The organism is Granulimonas faecalis (assembly GCF_022834715.1).
Classification (GTDB): domain Bacteria; phylum Actinomycetota; class Coriobacteriia; order Coriobacteriales; family Atopobiaceae; genus Granulimonas; species Granulimonas faecalis.
The window spans coordinates 132,865-152,311 of record NZ_BQKC01000001.1 but is presented as its reverse complement, the minus strand read 5'-3'; the positions used below and the strand labels follow the sequence as shown (position 1 = coordinate 152,311).

The 19,447-nt window shown below is 65.8% G+C and carries 17 protein-coding genes; 7 read left to right on the top strand and 10 right to left on the bottom strand.

Going from position 1 to position 19,447, the window contains the following annotated elements; translation table 11 throughout:
- Window positions 1-129 precede the first annotated feature (129 nt).
- From OR600_RS00700 to OR600_RS00690, 3 genes are all read right to left on the bottom strand, one after another.
- Window positions 130-339, bottom strand: coding sequence for a hypothetical protein (locus OR600_RS00700; RefSeq protein ID WP_135977987.1), 210 nt, complete (start codon window positions 337-339; stop codon window positions 130-132).
- Window positions 336-2,012, bottom strand: coding sequence for a PASTA domain-containing protein (locus tag OR600_RS00695; RefSeq protein ID WP_265590450.1), 1,677 nt, complete (start codon window positions 2,010-2,012; stop codon window positions 336-338). Before OR600_RS00695 ends, OR600_RS00700 begins: the two co-directional genes overlap by 4 nt.
- Window positions 2,013-2,225: 213 nt before the next feature.
- On the bottom strand, window positions 2,226-3,521 hold the full coding sequence (locus tag OR600_RS00690; RefSeq protein WP_251164223.1) for an AAA family ATPase: 1,296 nt from the start codon (window positions 3,519-3,521) through the stop codon (window positions 2,226-2,228).
- Between the two features lie 439 nt (window positions 3,522-3,960).
- Between OR600_RS00690 and OR600_RS00685 the strand changes: the two genes are divergently transcribed.
- Window positions 3,961-4,590: a DUF4417 domain-containing protein gene (locus OR600_RS00685; protein WP_168354025.1), complete on the top strand. Its 630-nt coding sequence runs from the start codon at window positions 3,961-3,963 to the stop codon at window positions 4,588-4,590.
- A gap of 392 nt (window positions 4,591-4,982) precedes the next feature.
- Window positions 4,983-5,579 carry a hypothetical protein gene (locus OR600_RS00680; RefSeq protein ID WP_135977983.1) on the top strand — a complete coding sequence of 199 codons (597 nt, stop codon included), beginning with the start codon at window positions 4,983-4,985 and terminating at the stop codon, window positions 5,577-5,579.
- Window positions 5,580-5,644: 65 nt separating this feature from the next.
- On the opposite strand, the gene clpB is transcribed toward OR600_RS00680, so the two are convergent.
- The 5 genes from clpB to dnaK all read right to left on the bottom strand — a co-directional run bounded on the left by clpB (window position 5,645) and on the right by dnaK (window position 12,625).
- Window positions 5,645-8,305, bottom strand: a complete 2,661-nt coding sequence (gene clpB, locus OR600_RS00675; RefSeq protein WP_135977982.1) for an ATP-dependent chaperone ClpB — start codon at window positions 8,303-8,305, stop codon at window positions 5,645-5,647.
- Window positions 8,306-8,376: 71 nt separating this feature from the next.
- Entirely contained in the window at window positions 8,377-8,805 is a 429-nt protein-coding gene (locus tag OR600_RS00670; RefSeq protein ID WP_135977981.1) for a heat shock protein transcriptional repressor HspR, read from the bottom strand.
- 40 nt (window positions 8,806-8,845) lie between these two features.
- Window positions 8,846-9,841: a DnaJ C-terminal domain-containing protein gene (locus tag OR600_RS00665; RefSeq protein ID WP_135977980.1), complete on the bottom strand. Its 996-nt coding sequence runs from the start codon at window positions 9,839-9,841 to the stop codon at window positions 8,846-8,848.
- A 151-nt stretch (window positions 9,842-9,992) separates the two neighbouring features.
- The gene (locus OR600_RS00660; protein ID WP_251164221.1) at window positions 9,993-10,640 is read right to left on the bottom strand and encodes a nucleotide exchange factor GrpE; all 648 of its coding nucleotides are present in this window, start codon (window positions 10,638-10,640) and stop codon (window positions 9,993-9,995) included.
- A 74-nt stretch (window positions 10,641-10,714) separates the two neighbouring features.
- Window positions 10,715-12,625, bottom strand: a complete 1,911-nt coding sequence (gene dnaK, locus OR600_RS00655) for a molecular chaperone DnaK (RefSeq protein WP_265590449.1) — start codon at window positions 12,623-12,625, stop codon at window positions 10,715-10,717.
- 427 nt (window positions 12,626-13,052) lie between these two features.
- Between dnaK and OR600_RS00650 the strand changes: the two genes are divergently transcribed.
- The 3 genes from OR600_RS00650 to OR600_RS00640 all read left to right on the top strand — a co-directional run bounded on the left by OR600_RS00650 (window position 13,053) and on the right by OR600_RS00640 (window position 15,125).
- The gene (locus OR600_RS00650) at window positions 13,053-13,241 is read left to right on the top strand and encodes an ATP-binding protein (RefSeq protein ID WP_135977978.1); all 189 of its coding nucleotides are present in this window, start codon (window positions 13,053-13,055) and stop codon (window positions 13,239-13,241) included.
- Between the two features lie 168 nt (window positions 13,242-13,409).
- The gene (locus tag OR600_RS00645; RefSeq protein ID WP_135977977.1) at window positions 13,410-13,997 is read left to right on the top strand and encodes a TetR/AcrR family transcriptional regulator; all 588 of its coding nucleotides are present in this window, start codon (window positions 13,410-13,412) and stop codon (window positions 13,995-13,997) included.
- A 12-nt stretch (window positions 13,998-14,009) separates the two neighbouring features.
- Window positions 14,010-15,125: a DUF5692 family protein gene (locus OR600_RS00640; protein ID WP_251164220.1), complete on the top strand. Its 1,116-nt coding sequence runs from the start codon at window positions 14,010-14,012 to the stop codon at window positions 15,123-15,125.
- A 208-nt stretch (window positions 15,126-15,333) separates the two neighbouring features.
- Here the strand turns inward: OR600_RS00640 and OR600_RS00635 are convergent, their stop codons facing one another.
- Window positions 15,334-16,605, bottom strand: coding sequence for an O-acetylhomoserine aminocarboxypropyltransferase/cysteine synthase family protein (locus tag OR600_RS00635; protein ID WP_265590448.1), 1,272 nt, complete (start codon window positions 16,603-16,605; stop codon window positions 15,334-15,336).
- A gap of 164 nt (window positions 16,606-16,769) precedes the next feature.
- Entirely contained in the window at window positions 16,770-17,285 is a 516-nt protein-coding gene (locus OR600_RS00630; RefSeq protein ID WP_204407529.1) for a DUF5067 domain-containing protein, read from the bottom strand.
- Window positions 17,286-17,640: 355 nt separating this feature from the next.
- Here OR600_RS00630 and OR600_RS00625 point away from each other — a divergent pair, with 355 nt between their 5' ends.
- Window positions 17,641-18,078 (top strand): XRE family transcriptional regulator, encoded by a 438-nt coding sequence (locus OR600_RS00625; RefSeq protein ID WP_135977974.1) that lies wholly within the window; start codon window positions 17,641-17,643, stop codon window positions 18,076-18,078.
- Between the two features lie 58 nt (window positions 18,079-18,136).
- Window positions 18,137-19,339 (top strand): serine/threonine-protein kinase, encoded by a 1,203-nt coding sequence (locus OR600_RS00620; RefSeq protein ID WP_168354024.1) that lies wholly within the window; start codon window positions 18,137-18,139, stop codon window positions 19,337-19,339.
- The last annotated feature ends 108 nt before the right edge of the window (window positions 19,340-19,447 follow it).

Genomic DNA, 19,447 nt, shown 5'->3' with positions numbered 1-19,447 from the left:
AGACGGCGCGTGCCAGCGGCGCCTCGTGACAGCGGTGCCTGGCCCATCTGTCACTTCGATTATTTTACTATTGATAAACCCCGTGCCCCCGGGCCTCGCACCCCGTCTTCTCTCAAGGGAGGCGGGCCGTCACGCCCAGGGGTCCTCCTCCCAGAGGGGCTCCGGCTCCGGCCGACGGTCGCTCCAAGGGTCGTAGCCGTCGTCGTCCTCGTTCTCCGCGCGGCAGAACTCCCGGTCGCGGCGTTCGGTCCCGCGGTGCTCGCCCTCGCTCCGCCGCCGGTCGCCGCCCGGCGCACCGGCGGCCCCCGGCACGGCCGCGGTCCCGTGGCCCGCCGTCACCGCCCAGCCTCCCCCACGATGTAGGACGCCGCCAGGTTGGCCATGGAGTCGCCGTAGTGCCCCAGGTCCACCGACTCCTTCTTGAGGTTGCCCTCCAGCGCCTCGGTGGGCGCCGCGCACACGGCGGCCTGCACCGCGTCGCCCTGGCGCCACACCACCACGGCCCACACGGTGTCGCCCGAGGTGCCGGCCTTGGCCACGAAGTCGGGGGCGTCCTTCATCTTGGGCGTCACGGTCTGCGGCGTGGCCACCGTCGTGGTGCCCGACGACGCCTTGAGGCCGCAAGCATTCATGAGCGCGTTGACGCACGACTGGTCCACCTTGAGGGTGCCGACGTCGGCGGGGGCGCTCTCCTGCGTGACCTGCAGGCGCACGCCGTCGACGGAGGCGCCGGCGGCCAGGGCGTCCGTGGCCCAGAACTGGAAGCCCTCGTAGCGGGCGAAGGGGTTGGGCCCCACCACGACCTCGGGGTCGGCCGCGGGTCCGGCCCACGTCATGGTGGCGGCGTTGTCCTTGGAGGCGCCGTAGCGTATGGAGTAGCCGCGATCGCGCAGGTAGGTGGAGAGGTCCTGCGGCCGGCAGGAGAGGTACTCGGTCACGGCGTAGGGGGTGGAGGGGTACGGCGAGCTCACGTTGAGCGTGACCGTGGCGCCCTGCTTGAGGGTGGCGCCGGCGCCGGGGTCGGTGGACACCACGGTGCCCGACTCCTCGTCGGAGGCCACGAGCACCTCCTTGGGCGTGAGCCCGGCCCGCGCCACGGCCTCATGGGCCTCCTCGCTCGAGAGGCCCGCGACGTCGGGCACGGTGTAGGGCTGGGCCACCACGAGGGTCACGACGTCGTTCTCGGTCACCACGGTGCCGGCGGCGGGCGACGCCGAGATGACCGTGCCCTCCTCGCTGTCGGAGTTCTCGTACTCGATGCGCAGGCGCGCGATGCCCCGCTTCTCCAGGGCCTGCTTGGCGTCGTCGAGGTTCATGCCCTCCACGTCGGGGACGGAGCGCTCCACGCCCACGCCCAGCGCGACCACGGTGCCGGGGTCCACACGGCGGCCGGGGGCCGGATCCTGCTCCACGACCTTGCCCACGTTGCCGTCGGAGACCACGTCGGACGTCGCCACCGAGAAGCCCCCGTCCTGCAGGAGCTGGGTGGCCTGGGCCTGGTCCATGCCCACGGTGTCGGGCAGGGTGCGGCCGCCCCAGAGCTCCATTCGCCAGGTGACGAAGGCCGCGAGCAGCGCCAGGGCGGCGAGGAACACGGCGACGGCCGAAACGAGCCCGAGCCGGGACGAGCGACTTTTGGCAGCGGCGGGCTCCGGGGGCACGGGGAAGACCGGGGCGGTCTCTCCGGGGAAGGCGCCCGTGGCGGCGGGGTCGAACGGGACCTCGACGGTGTCGCCGGCGGCCTCGTCGAGGTCCCGCGGACGGGCCTGCTCGCGGGTGACCTCGAGGCCGTCCGGCACCGGGGCCGGCTCGGCCTTGGGGATGGACGCCGTGGGCGGGACGCCGTCGGTCTCGGGGGCCGAGGACGCCTCCCGGGGCGCGCCCGTCAGGTCGCCGGCGTCGCTCTTGTCGGCCGGGGTATCGTCGGCAGGCGCCGGTGTCACCGGCCGCCCGCACTCGGGGCAGAACTTGGCGTTGTCAGGCAGCCCGTGGCCGCAGCCGTCGCAGATCATGCAGTCCTCCAGCCGACTCCGTGCGGCACACGCGTTGAAGAATCCGGGGCAATTATCCCGCTAACGGCCCTCTCACGGTAGCCCGGCACGGGACCGCCCGAGGGCCTCCACCCCTTCATTCCCGTTCCGGGGCGCCCCGCAGCATGCGAGGAGGGGCCCGCGCCACCAGGCACGGGCCCCTCCTCGCGACGATTGACGTATATAGTCGAATTACTATCGATATACCTCTTCCATATATAGCTTGAGGATATCCGAGTCTGTTCTTGTCCGTGGATGCTTCCCGATGCAAACAACCTCCGACCCTTCCGTAGGGTCCTTGCTGCACACCCAAAGTTCATCCCTGCGCATGGAGTCATCGCTCATGAGCAGAAGGTCGTGGGTCGTAAAGATGAGCTGGTGCCTCGTGTTGCTGTTGCACGAATCCAGGTATTCGCGCACCAAACCTAAGGTCATTGACGTGTGAAAGCTCCGTCCCAGCTCGTCAATAAGCCACACAAGCTCGTGACTGTGTTCCGGCGTTCCTTTGGCGCACAAGTCGAAAAAAATCGGAAGTAGCTCGACGAGCCTTTGAGTGCCGGTCGATTCCTCTCCCATCTCGAATCGTATTCCTTCTCCGTCAGAGCACCGGTGACGCAATGTGGCCTTATAGTAATCAGCGAAAGAGTCACGAACCATAATTATATAAATTTCAGGCCCCTTTGCATCCCCCTTGTCGACCCGTATTTGAATGGACCCCTCTTCCCCTGGCGGAACAGCTGCAAGAGCAGAATCGAGAAACTCGACCGGAACCCCGATGGCCTCTTTTGGAACATGATCGAGGCTCAACTCCTCTGCTCCGGTCCCGTAGTCTCTCAGCTTCTCATTGATAAACTGACGAAAGTCGTCTCTCACCAACACGCTGGTGTACGGAGCGCCATGGTCCTCTACGCCCTCGATCCTCAATACAGCGGCGAACCAATCAAAGGCAGGCCGAAACGACTCGGCATTTTGCTCCACAGCGTTATGTAGAAAGAGTTGATTTCTCCTTGTACTTTCCGCAATGAAACGATGCCTTTCGGTGTCGTACATTTTTCCAAACTCGACCCTGTCGCCCAATCTGCTAAAAATCAGCTCCTCACTTCGCGTACGCTCCAGAAAGAGCTGCTCCTTCTCAACATACCCCCGCGTCAGGGACACTGCATATCGATATATATGGCCTTCCTTAACGATTCTTAATTCAATAAAAGTAGGAGCGTGAGAACACTCTTGATCGAGCTGGTAACTCCTCACCGGAATTGCCTGATTGACCTGAGTGCCAATAACCACAAGATTCTTTAAAAAGCTAAGCGCCTCAAGAAGCGAGGTCTTACCTGCGGCGTTATATCCAAAAATGGCCGCCGCAGGAAGCACTCTCCTCTTCCCATACATGGAAGACAGCCGCGCCACCTGATTGGAGTGCTTTCTCTCTCTTGACGCCTCCATGGAGAAGGTGACTTCGTTTTTGAACGTCTTCCAATTCTTGATCTTCATCGTCAGGAGCATAGTCCCTCATCCTCTGCGAAGAGCTGTTTCGGATAGACATATTTTACATGTCGACTCTCTTTATTTGTAGTCAGTAAATCGGAAATATCGATTTATATTGCACAGCACCATCTAAAGAGGTACCGTGGACCCAGGAAAGGAGGGACTACCTATGACATGACCGCCCAGACAAAAACGGCTCGCCCCTGCGCCAACAGGAACGAGCCCAACGAGGCCCAAGACCCCAATCACATCAGCAGTGTACGGTCGACGCCACCTGTCGGTCAACTGCTTCGCAGGGCCTCGTCTTCCAATCAGTGTGAAGATGGGAGGCTAAACAATGTTTCAACCATCTCTGTTCGAAGCGAAGCCCGCGACAAAGGGCTCCTCGAAACAAAACGCTTCAAAGGGCATGCGCAAGCGCAGTCGCATCGCGGCAGGAAGCGGCATGCATTCAGAGCTTGCAGACAATGCCCGGCTCGTCGGGCCAATGGGGATTCCCCAGATGATGGAGTGCCCAGCCCCCGACATCCCCTCGCGACTTGTCCCCTTCGATCGAGCAGCAGCGGAGCTTCGAAATGGCAGGTCTCACGGCTATGTCCACTTTTTCATCAAGGACAGTTTATTTAACGGCATCGTCGACAACCTTGCATCGGCGATACCCATCCTCTCCTCTTTCGATGGAATCCTGACCCCTGACTTCAGTCTGGAGAGACCCAGCGTCAACTGCCTAAACGCCTGCTCGGTCTTTTACAGCAGGGCGGTTGGCTTCCAATGCCAAAGACACAACATCCCTGTGATTCCCACTGTCCGCTGGTCGGATGAAGCAAGCTTTAGCTATTGCTTTGACGGCTTGGTTCACGGCGGAATAGTCGCCGTTGGCACATACGGAGTATGCAAGTCCCATAAACAGCAAGATTTCTTCCTGACTGGCCTCACAAAGATGATAGAGACTGTCTCTCCGTCAACCGTGCTTGTATATGGCGCTCGTCCTGGTCGCATTTTTGAAGGACTACAAGATAGGACAAAGTTTGTTTATTACCCCGACTGGACAACCGAGCACCGGGCCAAGGGGTGAGCAGCAATGGGAGAGGACAACACTGGAAACACCTTTCCAACCAGCGGCCTTCTAAACAACGTCGACGGCATGCTGCGCCTTTATCCGATCAACAACGGACTGTTTGGTGTTCAGGGCCTGAGCAGAGACCCGTCGATTCGTAACATCGTCTCAGACGCGCCCCTAGAAACCGCAACCGACTTCTACTTACGTATATCGTCAGGCGGCGTTGAACAACCACTCCCCGGGGGCAACGGGGTCCGGACAACCCTCGTCGACGGCTCCGTCATTACCTTCCGTAAGGTAAGTACCAGTGACGGTTCACCCGCCATCAGCATTAACGTACGTAGGTCCACCGGGTCAGGGGAAATACGGAGTCAGAAAATCCACTTTGTAATCCGCAGGGAGGCGAGATGACCGTGCCAACGACCACTATCATCGACCAGACTATCCCCCAGAAGACCCTGAATCAGCTCAAGGGCCTTATCGGACAGCAGCTCGTAGCATGCTGCCATGACAGGCTCCTCTACAACCCCATCTCCTACCGTGGCACCGAGGTCCAAATCGGAGCAGAGCGTTGGCTTATCGTTACCGAGCTCGAGACCATCGACTACTTAGGCTCTCGTGAGGAGGTCAGCCGACTGTTTGCATTCGACCTGACCGCCGACGAGGCAAACGACCTCGATGGCGCCTTCGATGTGCGGATGACCATCGGCAAGCCCATAAACGACATCGTTGCGGTGACCGACATCGTCAAATACTACGACCACGAAACACTGACGTGGGAGTCGCGACACACCCAAGCCTTGGCGTTTCTCACCGATGGCAAACAAATAGCGTTAGAACGAGCCGACCGTTTTGAGGAGGGCGTGGCCGTCCTCCAATCGCCCAACGTCCTCGACAGACTGACGCCACTTTCCAACGAGCTTTTTGAAACGTCTCCAGGATGCAGGCTGGAAGGCACGCGCATCTTGACCAGCCTTACTGAGGAGCAAAGGGCGTTGGACTAGGAAGGAGGAGGGGCCCGCGCCACCGGGCACGGACCCCTCCTCGGCAATTCGATGCGACCAGGGAGCTACTCCTGGATGTGCACGTCGTCGGGCTCCACGGCCTCCTCGACGTCGGCCTCCGCCTCCTCGGGCGTGGCGTCGTCGAGCCTGGCGTGGAAGCCGTTGGCCTCGTCCACGTCCACACACACGGTGTCGCCCTCGCGCACGCGGCCGTTGATGACGAGCGTGGCCACGTTGTCCACGACCTGGCGCTGGATGAGGCGCTTGAGCGGGCGGGCGCCGAAGACCGGGTCGAGGCCCTCGAGGGCCAGGGCCTGGACGGCGGCCGGGGTCAGGCGCAGCTTGATGCGCTGGTTGGCCAGGCGGTCGCGCACGTCGGCGAGCTGGATGTCCACGATCTTCTCGATGTCGTCGAGCATGAGGGCGTGGAAGACCACGACGTCGTCGATGCGGTTGAGGAACTCGGGCTTGAACGTGGCGCGCAGGGCCTCGTTCACCTGCTCGGTGACCTCCTCCGGGTGGGCGATGGCGTTGGCGCTCGCGATGTACTGGGAGCCCACGTTGCTCGTCATGATGATGATCGTGTTCTTGAAGCTCACCACACGGCCCTGGCCGTCGGTGAGGCGGCCGTCGTCGAGCACCTGGAGCAGGATGTTGAAGACGTCGGGGTTGGCCTTCTCCATCTCGTCGAGCAGGATGACCGAGTAGGGGCGCCTGCGGACGGCCTCGGTGAGCTGGCCGCCCTCGTCGTATCCCACGTATCCCGGAGGGGCGCCGATGAGGCGCTGGACGCTGAACTTCTCCATGTACTCGGACATGTCGATACGCACCAAGGCGTGCTCATCGTCGAAGAGGTACTCGGCGAGGGCCTTGGCGAGCTCGGTCTTGCCCACGCCGGTGGGCCCGAGGAAGAAGAAGCTGCCGATGGGGCGGTCGGGGTCGGACAGGCCGGCACGGCTACGACGCACGGCGGCGGCCACGGCCTTGACGGCGTCGTCCTGACCGATGACGCGGCGGTGCAGCTCCTCCTCGAGGTTCTGCAGCTTGTCCATCTCGCCCTGCATCATCTTGGTCACGGGCACGCCGGTCCAGCTGGAGACCACGTCGGCGATCTCGCCGGTGGTGACCTCCTCCTTGAGCATGCCGTCGTCGGTCTTGTCCTCGAGGAGCTTCTCGGCCTCGTCGTACTGGCGCTGGAGCTCGGGGATGGTGGCGTAACGCAACTCGGAGGCGCGGGCGAGGTCGCCGGAGCGCGTGGCGCGCTCCTCCTCGCTGTGGGCCTCGTCGATCTGGCGCTTGAGGTCCTGTACGCGGTCGATGGCGCCCTTCTCGTTCTGCCAGGCGGCCTTCACGCCGTCCAGCTTCTCGCGCATGCCGGCCATCTCGCGGCGCAGCTGCTCCAGGCGGTCCTTAGAGGCGGCGTCCTCCTCCTTCATGAGGGCCTGCTCCTCGATCTGCATCTGGGTCATCTGGCGGTCGAGGGCGTCGATCTCGGCCGGCATGGAGTCGAGCTCCATGCGCAGGCGGCTGGCCGCCTCGTCGACGAGGTCGATGGCCTTGTCGGGCAGAAAGCGGTCGGAGATGTAGCGGTTGGAGAGGTCGGCGGCCGAGACGAGGGCGGCGTCCGTGATGCGCACGCCGTGATGCATCTCGTACTTCTCCTTGAGGCCGCGGAGGATGGAGATGGTGTCCTCCACCGTGGGCTCGGAGACGAGCACGGTCTGGAAGCGGCGGGCCAGGGCGGCGTCCTTCTCGATGTACTTGCGGTACTCGTCGAGGGTGGTGGCGCCGATGGCGCGCAGCTCGCCACGGGCGAGGGCCGGCTTGAGGATGTTGCCGGCGTCCATGGAACCCTCGGTGGCCCCGGCGCCCACGATGGTGTGCAGCTCGTCGATGAACAGGATCACCTGGCCGTCGGACTTCTGCACCTCCTTGACCACGCTCTTGAGGCGCTCCTCGAACTCGCCGCGGTACTTGGCGCCGGCGACGAGGGCGCTCATGTCGAGCTCGACGATGTCCTTGTCCTTGAGGGTGGAGGGCACGTCGCCGGCCACGATGCGCTCGGCCAGGCCCTCGACGATGGCTGTCTTGCCCACGCCGGGCTCGCCGATGAGGACGGGGTTGTTCTTGGTGCGGCGCGAGAGCACCTGGACGGTGCGGCGGATCTCCTCCACACGGCCGATCACCGGGTCGAGCTTGCCCATGCGGGCGAGCTCGGTGACGTTGCGGCCGTAGCGCTCGAGGGCCTCGAACTCCGGCTTGGCGTCGGCGCTCGTGACGTGCTCGTCGCCGCGGAGCTCCTCGTAGGCGGCCTGGACGCGCTTGGCGGTGAGGCCGGCACCGTTGAGGATGGAGCCGGCGGCACCCTTGTCCTCGCAGAGGGCCACGAGAAGGTGCTCGGTGGTCACGTAGGAGTCGCCCATCTTGGCGGCGAGCTTCTCGGCCTCGTCGAAGACCTTCACGAGGCCGCGCGAGAGCCCCATCTGCGACAGGCCCGAGCCGGAGACCTTGGGCTCCTTGGCGATGGCGTCGTCGGCCTGGTGCTCGAGGGAGCGGGGGTTGGCGCCGATCTTCTCGATGATGGAGTCGAGGTTGCGCTCGCCTGAGGCCAGGAGCGCCTTGAGCAGGTGCACCGGCTCGCAGGCGCTTGCGTCGACGTCGGTCGCGATGCCGAGGGCCGTCTGGAGGGCCTCGGCCGCGGTGACGGCGAGCTTGTTGACGTTCATGCGATACCTCCCATTACACGTATCGATGGGGTTCTGTGGGGGCTTCTGCCCCCGAACCCGGGTCTTTTGAATCAGTCACCCACGTCGCCCCGAAGAAATCCACGGAGGACCTGCTCGGGCCCTTTGCCGTCGTAGGGGGCGAGGGCGGTTATGCGGACCTGGGTGCGGAACTCGCTGACCTGGTCCTCCAGCTCGCGGACGCGCGCCCGCAGCTGGTCGATCTCGTCGTCCCGGGCCTCGGCGCGCTCACGCATCTCGAGGATGCGCACCACGCCGGCCAGGTTGATGCCCTCGTCGGTGAGCCTGCCGATGAGGTGCAGCCGGTCGATGTCCGCCTGGCTGTACAGCCTGGTGTTGCCCCGGGAGCGGCCGGGGCTGACGAGGCCCTTCTGCTCGTAGACCCTGAGGGTCTGCGGGTGCATGCCGGTGAGCTCGGCGGCCACCGAGATCATGTAGAGGGGCTTGGTGCGGTTGGCCTTGGGGCCCTGCGGTTCTTTCATCGTTGCCTCCTCCAGAGATTCGAGGCCTGCCCGGAGGCCGTTACTTGGACTTGGACTCCTTGGCCGCGTCCTTGACGAGCTTCTCTATGTCGCGGCGGTAGTCGTGGTGGTCGGCGGCCTGGGCCTCCTCGAGCGCGCCACGCTCCTCCTTGGAGAGGCGCGTGGGCACCTCCACCTTCACCGTCACGTACAGGGCGCCCTTGGCGCCCTTCTTCTTGACGTTGGGCGCGCCCAGGTCCTTGAAGCGGAAGACCTTGCCGTCCTGGGTGGCCTTGGGCACCTTGAGACGCACGGTCTTGCCCTCGGGGGTGGGGATCTCCACCGTGGCGCCGAGGGCGGCCTCGTAGATGGAGATGGGCAGGTCCATACGGACGTCGGCGCCGTCGCGCTTGAAGACGGGGTGCTCGGCCACGCGAGTGGTGATCACGAGGTCGCCGCGCTCGCCACCGTTGCGCCCGAACTCGCCGCGCTTGCGATAGCGCAGCTTGCCACCGTTGACGGCGCCGGCCGGAATCTTGACCGTGAGGCTCTGCTCCTCGCCCGTGGACGGGATGCGGTAGGTGACCTTGCGCTGGGCGCCCGTGAGGGCCTCCTCGAAGGTCACGTCGATGGACATGGTAAGGTCCCCGCCCTTTTGGACGCGGTTCCCGGGGTTGCCCCCGCCGAAGATCGACGAGAAGTCGAAGCCGCCAAAGCCGCCGTCGTCCTGGGCTGAGGCGGCGCCGCCGCCGAAGCCGCTGAAGATGTCGGAGAAGTCGAAGCCGCCGTCCGTGTAGGTGTAGGCTCGGCCGCGGCCGCCGTCGCCGCCGAAGTCGGCGCCGGGGATGCCCCCGAACATCAGGACCTGGTCGTACTCCTTGCGCTTCTCGGGGTCGGAGAGCGTCTCGTACGCCTCGGAGATCTCCTTGAACTTCTGCTCGTCTCCACCGGCGTCGGGATGGTGCTTCTGAGCCAGCTTGCGGAAGGATTTCTTGATCTCGTCGGCCGACGCGTCGCGGGAGACGCCCAGCACGTCGTAGAAGTTCTTCTTAGGCATCGAGTTCGCACCCCCTTTCTTTGGGTTCTCGCGAAAGCGCGCCCGGGACGATGCTCGGCCCGGGCGCGCTTGGTTCGGGTTGTTCCGTCACCGGGGCATGTACCCCCGATGGCCGTGCGGGTGCCGTGGCGACCCGCGCGTCAAGCGGGTCCTAGGCGGTTTCCCCGCCGTCGTCGGCGGGGGCCGGGCGCTTGGGGCCGCCCACGGTCACGGAGACCATGGCCGGTCGGATCACCTTGCCGCCCATGGCGTACCCGCGCCGCAGCACCTGGGCCACGGAGTCGTCGTAGGCCTCGGCGTCCTGCACCTGGCCCACGGCCTGCTCACGCAAGGGGTCGAAGGCCTCGCCGGGGCGGTCGATGACCTCGACGCCCTCGCGCTCGAGGACGCCCACGATCTTGGCGTGGACGTTGGCGATGCCGGCGCCCAGCTCCTTCACCTGGGCGTCGTCGATGCCCTGGGCGTGCTCCACGGCGCGCTCGAGGTCGTCGATGGCCGGGAGCAGGCTCTCCACGAGCTTCTCGGTGGCGCGGGCGCGCTCGGCCACGCGCTCCGCGGCCGTGCGCTTGCGGTAGTTGTCCCAGTCGGCTTGCAGACGGGCCACGCGGGCCGCGGCGTCGGCCGCCTCGGTCTGGGCCTTCTGGACCTCGTCTTGGGCGTCGGCCAGCTGCCTCTGCAGCTCGTCGCGCTCGGCGCGCATCTTGTCGGCGTCCTTGGCGAGGTCGTCCTTGGCGGCCTGCTCGCCAGCACGGATGGCAGCCTCGACCATCTCGGGGTCGAGCTCCTCGTTCTGATCCACGGTTGTCGCCTCCTCCAAAGGGACGTCCCGGGGCACGGGGCCCCGGGACGGGTCGTGCGGCGTGTCAGGGCCTCTTACTTCTCGTCCTCGTCGTCGACGACCTCGTAATCGGCGTCGACCACGTCGTCGTCGGAGGAGCCGGCGTCCTGGGCGGCGCCGTCCTGGGCGCTGGAGTAGACGACCTCGGCCAGCTTGTGGCCGACCTCCTGGAGCTTGTCGCCGGCGGCCTTGATGGCGTCGATGTCCTGACCCTCGAGGGCCTTCTTGGCCTCCTCGACGGCGGCGTCGGCCTCGGACTTCATGTCGGCGGGCACCTTGTCGCCGAGGTCCTTCAGGGTCTCCTCGGTGGAGTAGGCCAGGCTGTCGACCTGGTTGCGGACCTCGATGTCGGCCTTGCGCTGCTTGTCCTCCTCGGCGTTGGCCTCGGCGTCCTTGACCATGCGGTCGACTTCCTCGTCGGACAGGGCGGTGGAGCCGGAGATGGTGATCTGCTGCTCCTTGCCGGTGCCGAGGTCCTTGGCGGAGACCTTCACGATGCCGTTGGCGTCGATATCGAAGGTGACCTCGATCTTCGGGGTGCCGCGGCGGGCGGCCGGGATGCCGGTGAGCTGGAAGCGGCCGAGGCTCTTGTTGTCGGCGGCGAACTCGCGCTCGCCCTGGAGCACGTTGATCTCGACGGAGGTCTGGTTGTCGGCGGCCGTGGAGTAGATCTCGGTCTTGGAGGTCGGGATCGTGGTGTTGCGGTCGATCATCTTGGTCATGACGCCGCCCATGGTCTCGACGCCGAGGGACAGCGGGGTGACGTCCAGCAGCAGGATGCCGTCGACGTCGCCGGTGAGCACGCCGCCCTGGACGGCGGCGCCGTCGGCCACGACCTCGTCGGGGTTCACGGACATGTTCGGCTTCTTGCCGGTGATCTTCTGCACGAGCTCCTGCACGGCGGGCATGCGGGTGGAGCCGCCCACGAGGATGACCTCGTCGATGTCGGAGATGTTGAGGCCGGCGTCCTTGAGGGCCTTGGTCACAGGCTCCTTGCAGCGGTCGAGCAGGTCACGGGTGAGGCGCTCGAACTCGGCGCGGGTGAGCGTGTAGTCGAGGTGCTTGGGCGCGTTGTCGACCGAGGTGATGAAGGGCAGGTTGATGGTGGCCTGCTGGGCGCTGGAGAGCTCCTTCTTGGCGTTCTCGGCGGCCTCCTTCAGGCGCTGCAGGGCCATGGGGTCCTTGCGAAGGTCGACGCCCTCCTCCTTCTGGAACTTGTCGGCGGCCCAGTCGATGATGCGCTGGTCCCAGTCGTCGCCGCCCAGGTGGTTGTCGCCGTTGGTGGCGAGGACCTCGGTCACACCGTCGGCGAGCTCGAGCAGGGAGACGTCGAAGGTGCCGCCGCCCAGGTCGAAGACCAGGATCTTCTGGTCGCCATCGGCCTTCTCGAGGCCGTAGGCGAGGGCGGCCGCGGTGGGCTCGTTGACGATGCGCTTGACCTCGAGGCCGGCGATCTTGCCGGCGTCCTTGGTGGCCTGGCGCTGGGCGTCGTTGAAGTAGGCGGGGACGGTGATGACGGCCTCGGTGATGGTCTCGCCGAGGTACTTCTCGGCGTCGGCCTTCATCTTGGCGAGGGTCATGGCGCTAATCTGCTCGGGGGTGTAGTCGGTGCCCTCGATGTCGATGACCACGCGGCCGTCCTTGCCCGGCTTCACGGTGTAGGGGACGGTCTTGATCTCGCTCTGGACCTCGTCGAACTTGCGGCCCATGAAGCGCTTGACGGAGAAGACGGTGTTCTGCGGGTTGGTGACGGCGCGGTTCTTGGCCGCCTTGCCCACGAGACGCTCGCCGTCGGGCTGGAACGACACCACGGACGGGGTGGTGCGGTCGCCCTCGGCGTTCACGATGATGGTGGGCTCGCCGCCCTCCAGGACCGCCATGGCGGAGTTGGTGGTGCCGAGGTCGATGCCCAGAATCTTGTTTGCCATAACTGGCCTTCCTTTCATGCCTGCCTCGTGGTGCAGGGCCCTGTGGCGGCCGAGGGGGCCGTCGATGCCGGCATTACACTGGTGAGGCTTATATCCTTTGCGGAACATACTACACATAATCTAAGTCTGGGCAACATATATTTTCTGGTTCTCCACAACTCAGAGTGCCGGAGCATGCGCAGATGGCCTCATGGAGCCTTATCACCGCTGGTGGAAGCCGCTAACAGGGGACCGGCAACCGTGAACGCGTTGTGTGGGGAGCAAATACCTGTAGACAGGTGGTATATAAACCATGTACCTGCAACTTTGGCTAACTTTTTGGCGGTGGACACGATGCGGAAAAGTCCAGAACCTATTCTTGCAAAGCCCGCCATTCTTGCTATATTCACTTCACACGGGGCCCGCGCGCGCCGCGGGCCGACTACCCCGACGATCGGAGAGAACCATGGCCCATCCTGTTATCGATGCCGACGAGTGCATCTGCTGCGGCGTGTGCGTCGACACCTGCCCCACCGACACCCTCGAGCTCGGCGACGAGTGCGCCGTCGTGGCCAACGAGGACAACTGCATCGCCTGCGGCCAGTGCATGGAGGCCTGCCCCACCGGTGCCATCACCGAGATCGTCGAGGACTAGCCCTCCCGACGGCATCCAGCCCCACCAGACGCCCCCGGACGCCCAGCGCACCCGGGGGCGTTTCTTGTGGGGGACCCCGCCGGAGGACCGTTGACGAATTGCCAAATCTGTATATTGACAGCGCGTCAAACCGAGTCCTAGGCTGATGTCGATTTGAAAGGGGAGTCCATGGGCCGGCAAAAGGATAGGGGGCGCGACCGGCGACGGGAGGAACTCCTCTGTGCCGCCCGCGACCTCTACCAGGAGAAGGGGCTGGCCCGCACCTCCATCCAGGACATCACCGACCGCGTTGGCGTCACACGGTCGCTTTTCTACCATTACTTCAGCGACAAGGACGCCGTTACCTCCGCGGTGCTCGACGACTACGTGGGCGACTACGTGGAGGCCCTCTCCTACTGGAACGAGCGGCGCCGGAAGGGCGACGTGGACGAGGCCCTCCTATCGGTGGTGCGCCTCGTGCGAAACGCCATCCTCGAGAGGGACTCGTTCAGGTCCGACCTCAACTCCACCGAGAACACCTCGCTCTACCTTGGTTTCATCCACCGGGTGGTCGACCACACCGCCCACTACCTCATAGACACCACCGTGAAGGACTACGGGAGCCTCCACACCATAGAGATCGACCACCTCTACGAGACCCTCTACATGCTCATCACCGGTGTCATCGGGCTCCTGCGCAACAACCCGTCCGTCGACGACGAGATGGCGGCCGACATCGTCGCGCAGACGCTCCATATAGACAGGTCCCACGATTAAGGGAGGAAGCGAATGTTGTTTTCCGTGTACGGGCCGAACGCGCTCTACCAATGGCTGGGGCTGTTCATGGTCCTGGGGGCCCTCATCGGCCTCAACGAGTTCGCCCGGAGGAGCAAGACCGGCGGCATCGTCATGTTCTTCGGTGTGTGCGGCGTCATGACGGTCTACTGCCTGGCCGTCGAGATCGGCGCGGCCATGGGCGCCGAGTGGGCGCTCAACAACCCCACGCACACCGACATGAACAGCTGGTTCCACTACGCCAAGGTCTATGCGGCCACGGCGGGGTGCATCGGCTTCATGATGCTCAAGTACGGCTGGGGCAAGATCGGCCGCTCCCACTGGTTCAAGGCGTTCCCCTTCATCATCGTGGCCATCAACATCCTGATCGCCGTGGTGAGCGACTTCGAGAGCGCCTTCCGCGCCTTCGGCACCACGTGGGTCTCCACCGAGGGCGTGACCCTCTACGGCGGCTGGCACAACGTCTTCAACGGCATCGCCGGCCTCATCAACATCTTCTGCATGACCGGCTGGTTTGGCATCTACATCTCCAAGAAGCGCCAGGACATGCTGTGGCCCGACATGACGTGGGTGTTCATCATCGCCTACGACCTGTGGAACTTCTGCTACACCTACAACAACCTGCCCACCCACTCCTGGTACTGCGGCGTGGCCCTGCTGTTTGCCCCGACCATCGCCGGCCTGTGGTGGAACAAGGGCGGCTGGATCCAGAACCGCGCCTTCACCCTCTCCATCTGGTGTATGTTCTGCCAGATGGTGCCGATGTTCGCCAACGACTCCGTCTTCGCGGCCGACTCCGTGAACAACCCCAACGTGAACCTCGTCGTCTCGATCGTGGCCCTCGTCGCCAACGTCGCGGCCCTCGCCTACATCCTCTACCGCGCCAAGAAGCTCGGCGTGAACCCCTACAAGCAGGAGGTCTTCGTGGGGACCAAGGACTTCCGCGAGGCCATGGAGCGCCGCGCCAGCACCGAGTACCTGCTCGAGACCGAGCCCAAGAGCGCCACGCCCGCCGAGATCGCCGAGATGGTGGCCTACAACTCCCTGCCCGCCGAGGGCACCCCGGGCTTCGTCTACGTGGCCGAGGAGAACGTCACCCGGCAGGGCTAGCACCCATACGGCAAGGAGCCACCGGGCGGCGTCGCATCACCGCCTCCAGGCCCGCCGACGGCACCGGCCGCCGGCGGGCCTTTCCATATGCGCCTGGCGTGACAAAGGTGCCTGGCCCATCTGTCACTTATCCTATTACGTGATTGATGATGGGACAGAAGTGTCCGACCATTGGGACAAAAGTGTCCGGGTGGTGGGACAGGGGGCGTCAGGCGATGGCGGCCAGGGCCTGTTCCAGGTCGGCGATGATGGCCTCGGGGCTCTCTAGGCCGCAGGACAGGCGCACGAGGCCCGGCCCCACGCCCGCGGCGGCGAGCTGGTCGTCGGTGAGCTGGCGGTGGGTGGAGCTCGCCGGGTGCAGGGCGCAGGTCTGGGAGTCGGCCACGTGCACCTCGATGCGCACCATCTCCAGGGCGTCGAGCAGCGCCGCGGCACGCTCGCGGCCGCCGGAGAGCACGAACGAGATGACCCCGCAGCAGCCGTTCGGCAGGTACTTTCCGGCGAGGTCGTGGTCGGGGCTCGACTCCAGCCCCGGGAAGCTCACCGACTCAACCTCGGGACGGCCCTCGAGCCAGCGGGCCACGGTCAGGGCGTTGGACCCGTGCTGGGCCATGCGCAGGGGCAGGGTCTCCAGGGTCTCGTTGAGGATGAACGCGTTGGTGGCCGGCGGGTAGCAGCCGAGGTCGCGCATGAGCTGCACGCGGGCCTTCACGATGTAGGCCGAGTCGCCGAAGTCGCGGGTGTAGACGGTGCCGTGGTAGCTCTCGTCGGGCTCGGTGAGGCCCGGGAAGCGGCCGGAGACCTCCCAGTCGAACCGCCCGGAGTCCACGACGACGCCGCCCACGGTCATGGCATGGCCGTCGATGTACTTGGTGGTGGAGTGGGTGACGATATCGGCACCCCAGTCCATGGGCCGACAGAGCACCGGCGTGGGGAAGGTGTTGTCCACGATCAGGGGCAGGCCGGCCCGATGGGCGGCCGCGGCGAAGGTCTCGATGTCGAGCACGTCGAGGGCCGGGTTGGCCACGGTCTCGCCGAAGACCGCCTTGGTGGTTTCGTCCACGGCGGAGAGGATCTCGTCCTCGGTGGCGCGGGGCCCCACGTAGCGGGTCTCGATGCCAAAGCGCTTGAGCGTGACCGAGAAGAGGTTCACCGTGCCGCCGTAGATGGCGCTCGACGCCACGATGGAGTCGCCGGCCGAGGCCACGTTGAGCACGGCGATGAGGTTGGCGGCCTGGCCCGAGCTCGTGAGCAGGGCCCCGACGCCGCCCTCGAGGGCGGCGATCTTGCGCTCCACGGCGTCGCACGTGGGATTGGCGATGCGCGAGTAGAAGAAGCCCTCCTCCGAGAGGTCGAAGAGCCGCGCCACCTGCTCGCAGGAGTCGTAGGGGTAGGTGGTGCTCAGCGCGATGGGCAGCGTGCGCGGCTGCCCGTTACCGGCCTGGTACCCGGCGTGGATGCACTCGGTGTTGAAGTCCATGGGCCCTCCTCGGTCTGTTTCTTAAAAGCTACCAAGGTGGCGGCCGGGGTGTCGGGCGGTGGCCGCCCTTTTCACAGGGGTGAAAACGGGGCGCCGGGACGGATGGCGGCCCCGCAGGTCGGACGACCCACGGGGCCGCACGGCCCACGGGCTCGGACGGTGCCCTAGGAGAGGTCGAAGGTCTTCTCGGCGAGGACGGTCCCGTCGAGGTTGAAGAGCTCGGCGACCTCCACCTCCACGGGGGAGGTGGTGTTGGCCAGCTCGTAGACGCCGTCGACGGTGATGGACGACCCCGCCTTCACCTTGCTCATGGAGTTGCCGTAGTTCGCGGGGCTTTCCGCGGGCATGGCGATCTCCTGCTCCACGCCGTCCTGGTAGACGGTGACGCGGGTGGCGGTGCCGAAGGCCTCGGCCTCGTCGGAGTTGTTCGTGAAGGTGAAGGTGATGCAGACGGCGTCGCCGCCGTCGTACGTCTTCACGACCTGGGCGCTGTCGATGGTGACCTGGTACGGGGCGTCCTCGGCGGGCTCGGCCTGCTGGGCCTGCTGTTCCTGGGACCCCTGACCGTTGCCGGGATCGGTGGTGCCCGAGCCGGTGTCCGAGCCGCCTCCGCAGGCCCCCAGGGAGAGGGCGAGCAGGCAGGCGCAGGCCGCGGCGCCGAGCTTCGCTGTATGGGTCATGATGCGCTCCTTACCGATGGGCCCGGCGGGGCGGCACGGGGTCGCCCCGCCGGGCCGGACGGCATCCTTGATTAAGCATGTTTTCAGACAAACGGCATTCTAAAAAACGTATCCCGGGTGACGCATTAGCTGGTGGCTAATGCGCGCAGCGATGAAAGGTGGTAGGTTCCATAGGCCTCATGACTGCATGAAAACGACGGTCAACGCGGGGCGGGATGGCCGTGCATCATCGGGGGCAGACTCCTCGACACCGGCGTTTCTCGACGGTAGGGCCCATGGCCGTCCCCAAAATCCCCCACATGTCCCATATGTGATACCATCTCAATGGTTAAGTTTCATAGATATTGGAGCGACCATGGCGCACACCACGGAGAACCTCATGGCCCGTCTGGAGGAGGCCTGCACGCTGGACGGGTACCTGGCCGAGCTCAAGGCGTCGGGAAAGCAGGCGCCCGCCACCCTGTCCGCCTACCTCGACACCCTCCTGGCAGCCCAGCCGCTCACGAGGCCTGAGGTCATCCGCGAGGCCGGGCTCAACGCCACCTTCGGCTACCAGGTGTTCCAGGGCACCCGCCGCATCACCCGCAACAACGCGCTGCTGCTCTCCCGCGCGCTCGGCTGCACGCTCACCCAGACCCAACGGCTGCTCGCGCTGGCCAACCAGGGGCGGCTCGCGCCCCAGGACCCCCGCGACGCCGTCGTGATCTGGTGCATCCGGCACGGGCTCTCCTGCCAGCGCACCGACGAGGAGCTCTACCGCCGCGGGATGGGGACGCTCTCCCCCGCCCGATGAGGCGCCCGACGCCAACCGCCCACGCCCCCGCAACCGCCCCCTGCCGATGAAGGCCCCCATGGACACACCCATCGTGAGACCCATCCCACCGCTGACACGGCTCAAGGAGCTGGCACGACGCTCCGAGCACGACGCCACCCTGCTGGTGAGCGACGGCGCCGACCGGGTGTTCGTGCAGAAGCTCGTCCCCGCGGAGACGGCCAACCCGGAGGTGTGGGACGCCCTCTCCCGGACGTCCCACCCGGCCCTGGTGAGGGTGTGGCAGGTGGACCGGGAGCCCTGGGGCCTCTCCGTGCTCATGGACTACGTGCCGGGCCCCACCCTCGAGCAGGTCGTGGAGGCCCAGGGCGCCCTCGCCCCCAAGGACGTCGTCCCGCTGATCGGCCAAGTGGCCCAAGGGGCGGCCGAGCTCCACAGGCTGGGCATCGTCCACCGGGACCTCTCCTGCGCGAACGTCGTCGTGGGGCCCCTCGGCGCCTGCATCATCGACGCGGGCATCGCCCGGCGCCCGGGCCCCGATACCAAGCGCCACGACACCGTCGTGCTGGGCACGCGGGGCTTCGCGGCCCCCGAGCAGTACGGGTTTGCCGAGACGGACCCCCGCACGGACGTGTACGCCCTGGGCAGACTCGCCGCCTTCCTGCTCACGGGGCTGTCGCCCGCATCGCCCATCTGCGAGGAGGCCCTCGACGACCCCGCGGTGGTGCCCGCACCCCTACGCCGGGTCATCGAGCGGGCGTGCTCCCTCTCCCCCGCCGACCGTCCGGCCACCGCCCTCGATTTCGCCCGGAACCTGGAGCGCGCCGTCGGCGAGGGCTCCGCCGAGGCGCACCGGCCCGAACGCCCGACGGCCTCTCCCGCAGGTCACGACGGGCGGGATCGTCGGCCTACGGCGCAGGGGACGATCCACCCTTCGCCCGCGGGGACGCCCCGAGGGGGCGGCGCCCCTCCCGCCTGGCGTCGACGCCTGGCCACCGCCGCCACCGTGGTAGGGGCGCTGTTCTGCGCGCTCATGGCCTGCGGCCTCCTCATGACCCCGTCGCACCCCGGGATGGGCAAGCCGCTCTGGGACTTCCAGTGCCTCTCCATCGGCGTGTGCATGGGCCTGGTGCCGGGCCTTCTCACCCGGTGGTTCCTCAGAGGCGAGCGGCGCTTCTCGACCGCCCGGCACCCCGCCGTTCTCTGGGTCGCCCTTCTCGGGGCCTGTTTTGTGGCGACGCTGCTGCTGGTGGGCATCTCGTCCGCATTGTTCGAGGGGTGAGGGCGCACCCGGACCCCGAAAACCGCGGCAGCCACGGCATCCACGGCACCTGAACACGGTTGAGGGCGACTTCGGACACGAAACGGGCCCGGAAATCACCCTCGCCTG